Source organism: Nocardioides sp., from assembly GCF_025964975.1.
Lineage (GTDB): Bacteria > Actinomycetota > Actinomycetes > Propionibacteriales > Nocardioidaceae > Nocardioides.
In genome coordinates this window covers 1-3,304 of the sequence record NZ_JAOPXV010000067.1, presented here as the reverse complement: position 1 = coordinate 3,304, position 3,304 = coordinate 1, and the positions used below count along the sequence as shown (strand labels likewise).

Annotated in this window: 3 protein-coding genes and 1 pseudogene; 3 read left to right on the top strand and 1 reads right to left on the bottom strand. The window is 66.4% G+C overall.

Going from position 1 to position 3,304, the window contains the following annotated elements:
* The 3 genes from JWN68_RS04905 to JWN68_RS04895 form a co-directional block, all read left to right on the top strand.
* Positions 1-478: tyrosine-type recombinase/integrase (locus tag JWN68_RS04905; RefSeq protein ID WP_297735532.1), on the top strand; the 478-nt coding region annotated here is incomplete at its 5' end.
* Positions 479-558: 80 nt separating this feature from the next.
* Complete coding sequence (locus tag JWN68_RS04900) at positions 559-1,452, top strand: tyrosine-type recombinase/integrase (RefSeq protein ID WP_297735527.1); 894 nt, start codon at positions 559-561, stop codon at positions 1,450-1,452.
* Positions 1,449-2,438, top strand: coding sequence for a tyrosine-type recombinase/integrase (locus JWN68_RS04895; protein ID WP_297735523.1), 990 nt, complete (start codon positions 1,449-1,451; stop codon positions 2,436-2,438). The genes JWN68_RS04900 and JWN68_RS04895 overlap by 4 nt, the downstream gene beginning before the upstream one ends.
* Positions 2,439-2,549: 111 nt before the next feature.
* On the opposite strand, the pseudogene JWN68_RS04890 reads toward JWN68_RS04895, so the two are convergent.
* Positions 2,550-3,304: pseudogene (locus JWN68_RS04890) on the bottom strand (IS3 family transposase); the annotation flags it as partial.

Below are 3,304 nucleotides of genomic sequence, written 5' to 3'. Positions count from 1 at the left end.
CCGTGCCCTCGTCTTGATTCTGGTCCGGCTCGGCCTGCGAGCCGGCGAAGCCTCCCGCCTGATGCTCGACGACATCGACTGGGTCAGCGGGCGGATGCGAGTCACCGGCAAGGGCCGCGAGCACGTGCTGCCACTGCCCGTCGATGTCGGCCAAGCGCTCGAAGCGTGGCTACGGGTTCGACCATCTGCGCTGGACCGGGCCGTGTTCGTGCGGACCAGGGCGCCACGCCAGGCGATGACGGTCTCGGGAATCTCGGGAGTCATCGCCCGCCTTTCGGGTTTGGCGGGCATCGATCCGATCTACGCACACCGGCTGCGGCACACCGCTGCGATGGACGTCTTGGCCGCGGGCGGGACGTTGACCGAAGCCAAGGAGTTGCTGGGTCACGCCTACACCGTCACGACGATGACGTACGCGAAAGTCGACCTCGCGTCGTTGCGCGAACTGGTCGTCCCGTTCGGACAGGTGCCGCGATGACACCCCCGACAACCCTGACAACCCCGAGGACGCCGACGCCACCAGCGACGCTGCGTGTTCAGCTCGACAGGTATCTGTTGATGCGCCGGGCCCTGGGGTTCCAGCTCAACGACGTCGAACGACAAGTCGGCCTGTTCTGTACTTGGCTCGAAGCACGCGGGCAGACGCAGACCTTCACCATCGACGACGCCGTGACGTGGGCCCGGCTCAACCCTGACGCGCACCCGTCATGGTGGGCCACCCGCCTATCCTTGGTGCGCCGCTTCGCCGCTTACCTCAACGCGAACGGCGTCGACGTCCCGGTCATCCCCAACGGCTTGTTGCCGACCAGGAAACCCCGAGCGGTGCCGTTCATCTACAGCCAAGATGACCTCGATGCCTTGCTCGCTGCATGCGACCAAGTGTTCAGCGACGAGCGGATCGCGGCGACCCTCCGCACCGTCATTGGGCTGCTTGCCGCCACGGGTTTGCGGATCGGGGAAGCGCTGAATCTGCGCGTCGATGACATCGACTTCGACAACGACGTGCTGGTGATCAAGGCTGCCAAGTCTCACGAGCGGCTCGTCCCGATCCACCCGTCGACAACGACAGCCCTGGAGCAGTACCTCACTCTGCCAGCCCGTGTAGCCACCCACCCTGACCCCCACGGCCCGGTCTTCGTGACCGCCCAGGGGACCGGGTACGTCTACGTGACCTTCCAGTCCAGGTTCAAACGAGTACGAGAAGCAGCCGGACTCGTCCCTCGCGGCAAAGCACGTCCCCGCTTGCACGACCTGAGACACACCTTCGCTACCGCGCACATGACCGCTGCCTACACCCATGGCGGTGACCCCGACCGGGTGCTGTCGCTACTCGCTACCTGGCTCGGACACTCCGACGCCGCCCACACGTACTGGTACCTGACCGCGACCGGCGAACTCATGGCCCGGGCCGCCAGCAGGCTCGAACCCAACGCCCAAGGAGAACGGTCATGAACGCTCTGGCCACCAGCTTGCAGACCTACTTCACGACCTTCGCCCGCAGCCAACGGGACCTGTCGAGTAACACGATCGGCTCCTACCGCGACACGTGGCGGATGCTGCTGAAGTACCTGACCGCGAAACTCGGGGTCACCGCCGACGCGCTCGACTTTGATGCCGTCACCGCGACGAACATCACCGGGTTCCTCGACTACCTCGAACAAGAACGAGGCAACAGCGCCAAGACCCGCAACGTCCGGCTGACCGCGATCCGCTCTGTGCTCAGCCGTGCCCTGCCCGACCATCCCGAACACGCCGCGACGATCACCCAGGTCCTCGCGATCCCGCCCAAACGCACGACCAGGCCGGTGATCGAGTTCCTCACTCCCGACGAGGTCGTCGCCGTCCTCGCCGCACCCGACCCGACGACCTGGACCGGGCGACGCGACCACGCACTACTGGCGATGACGGTGCAGACCGGGCTTCGCATCAGCGAGATCTGCTCACTCACGGTCGACGACATTCACCTTGGCACTGGTCCCCACGTCACCTGCACCGGGAAAGGGCGACGGCAACGAATCACCCCGTTGACGCGCGCGACCGTGAGCACCATGACGGCCTACCTGACAGAGCGGGTCGCCCGGCCCGAGACCGCGTTGTTCTGTGGCCCCCGGGGGCAGCGTCTGTCCCGGGACGCGCTCGAGCATCGCCTCACCAAGCACCTCGCGGCCGCAGCGATCGTCTGTCCCAGCCTCGTCGGCAAGCACGTCACGATGCACACCCTGCGGCACACCGCAGCGATGAACCTCCTCGCCGCCGGTGTAGACGTTGCCGTCATCGCGCTGTGGCTCGGACACGCCGACACCCACAGCACCGACGCCTACCTCCACGCCGACATGAGCATCAAGCAAGCAGCCCTCGACCGCACGAGACCACCCGATGTGGAACCAGGCACCTACCGCCCCGACCCCGACATCCTCGCCTGGCTCGCATCACTGTGACTATGCCGACCGCCCGACGCCGAAAGCCCCACCGAAACTCCCCGTTGTGAGGAACATCGGCATAGTTCGGAGGTCGGCATAGGATCTGAAATGCCGACGTCGGCATTGGATGTCGCCGACGTAACGCTGGTTCGGCGCCTGGGCGGTGAAGTCTCGCTGGAGCAGGTCAGGGACCTTCGCCTCGGCTTGGTCGGGGATCGTGGTGCGCACGCGGCGCTTCTTTACGTAGCCGAAGATGCCGGCCGCGCGCATGACCCGCGCGACCCGCTTGTGGTTGATCCGCTCGGCCGGTGGGACGCCGTCGTTGAGCTCGGCGCTCATCCTCGGTGCGCCGACGGTGTTGTCAGCGGCGTGGATGACCCGGATCCGTTCCACGAGTGCAGCATCGGCGACAGCTCGCTCGGCACGGGCCGGCGCTCCTGCTCTCCACGCGTAGTAGGACGAGCGCTCGATCTCGACGAGCTCACACAGTCGCTTCACCTCGAAGGTGGTGGAGTTGTCAGCGACGAACTGGAAGCGACTCACCAGCGCGTCTCCCCGGCGAAATATTTGGCCGCCCGCTGGAGAATCTCTCGCTCGGTGGTCAGCTTCGTGGTCTCGACCTCGAGCTCGTTGACCCGCGCCTCGAGCCGGGCAATCTTCCGCTCCGGTGTCTCATCGGCGGGCCCCTCAAGGCTCGTCGTCGGGGGCTTGGACTGCAGCGGGCTGGAGGTCAACGTCCCGTCGGCAGCGGTCTTCCTGCCGGTCCCATACGCCTCGAGCCAGTGGCGCAGCGTGCCGCGCACGATGCCCAGGTCCTCAGCGATGCCGCGGACCGTGGCCCCCGGCGTGGACTCGTACAAGTCGACGGCCTGACGACGGAACTC

Bases quoted from the DNA above. Each gene is read 5' to 3' on its own strand.
- JWN68_RS04900 (WP_297735527.1), top strand. From the start codon at position 559: ATGCGCCGGGCCCTGGGGTTCCAGCTCAACGACGTCGAACGACAAGTC.
- JWN68_RS04895 (WP_297735523.1), top strand. From the start codon at position 1,449: ATGAACGCTCTGGCCACCAGCTTGCAGACCTACTTCACGACCTTCGCC.